This window comes from Xenorhabdus sp. SGI246 (assembly GCF_040838225.1).
Classification (GTDB): domain Bacteria; phylum Pseudomonadota; class Gammaproteobacteria; order Enterobacterales; family Enterobacteriaceae; genus Xenorhabdus; species Xenorhabdus indica.
Window position 1 is genome coordinate 1 of sequence record NZ_JBFPEZ010000073.1, and the last position, 1,587, is coordinate 1,587.

Consider the following 1,587-nt stretch of genomic DNA (forward strand, 5'->3'; position numbering starts at 1 on the left):
TGGAAGAGCCTTATCATTACAGCCGTTCGGCTGCGCAGGAAATCAGCCAGCAGTTTCCCCGTCTCCCCAATCCCGATATGGTGATGTATGTTTTTCCGCATCTGGCGGCCGGCAATACACCGATACCGGGCTACAGCGCCGTGTTCCCGTTTTATCAGCAGGTGCAGTACGCCCTGCCGGGTGAACGCACGGAGGCACTGTGATGGAAACCCCAAAACCGCTGCTCCGCCCCGGCAAGCTGCGTGAAGCCGATGAAGCCGCGATTTACCGGGCCAGTCCCTCCATCATTGATTACCTGCCCTGGGTGGAATATCTGGAAGACGGGCAATGCCTGTTGCTGGATGACGGTGTTTCCGTGGGGGCGGTCTATCGTATCGAACCTGTTGCCACCGAAGGGCGTCCAATGGAACGGCTGATTGAAATTCGGGATCAGCTGGAGGATGCGATCCAGGACAGTCTGGAAGAAGACGATATCTCACCGTGGGTGGTGCAGTTTTTTTGTCAGGACGAAGATGATCCTGCTGCCTATCTCAATACATTACGGAATTACGTCAAACCGTGGGCACAAGGTACGGCTTTTACGGATGCCTTTCTGGCCGAGTCCGAGCGTCATCTGAACAGCATTGCCTGGCCTGACGGGATATTTCACGACAGCTTAATTACCGGGCAACCGTGGCGGGGACAACAACGCCAGACGCGTATGGCCATCTATCGCTGGCTGCCTGCGCACAAATCACAGGCAAACCACTCCACGTTATCCTCGGTGGCAGCACTCAATCAGGTCTGCGAGCGTCTGGTGTCGTCACTGGCGGCGGCGGGCATTGTTGCCGTTCGGCAGAATGGCATGCAAATCCATAGCTGGTTGTTACGTCATTTTAATCCATCCCCGGACTGGGGCATGGCAAAAGCCGATTTTTATCGCACGGTGAGTTATGAAACGCCTATGCAGCTCGAGCTCCCGATTTATAATGACTTTGCTGAAAGCCTGTGGTTTAACCCACCGGTGTCTGATCCCGAAAACGGACTCTGGTGGTTTGATGGCCTGCCGCATAAAGCGGTGCTGGTTGAACGCCTGCGCCGCCCGCCGGAGCCGGGTACGCTGACGGGCGAAGTGAAACGGGGGGATAATATCAATGCCCTGATGGATATGATGCCGGAAGGCACCGTGGTTTCTTTGACCATTGTGGCGCAGGCACAGGATACGCTGGAAGAGAATTTTACCCGGCTGGCAAAAAATGCGGTGGGGGAAAATACCGAATCGGCGCGTGTCCGGCAGGATGTGCAGGAAGTCAAAGCCTTACTGGGACGACGGCATAAGCTGTACCGCAGTGCGCTGACCTTTCTGATGCGGGGCAACGATGTCACTGATCTGAACCAGCGGGTACATCAGTTATCGTCAACCCTGCTGACGGCTGGATTACAGCCTGTGCGGCCGGAATTCAGTGTGTCCCCGCTGAATGCCTATTTACGCGCCTTACCCCTGTGTTTTAACCCACAGAAGGACAAAAAACACTGGTTTACCCGCCTGAGCTGGGTACAACATCTGGCGGGACTATTGCCAGTCACCGGGCGCTCAACCGGCACCGG

The 1,587-nt window shown here is 55.9% G+C and carries 2 protein-coding genes; both read left to right on the forward strand.

What is annotated here, in order from left to right:
* On the forward strand, positions 1 to 203 hold a 203-nt coding region (locus tag ABLA85_RS15915; protein ID WP_367965360.1), incomplete at its 5' end, for a TIGR03751 family conjugal transfer lipoprotein.
* On the forward strand, positions 203 to 1,587 hold a 1,385-nt coding region (locus ABLA85_RS15920), incomplete at its 3' end, for a conjugative transfer ATPase (protein ID WP_367965361.1). The genes ABLA85_RS15915 and ABLA85_RS15920, both read left to right, overlap by 1 nt.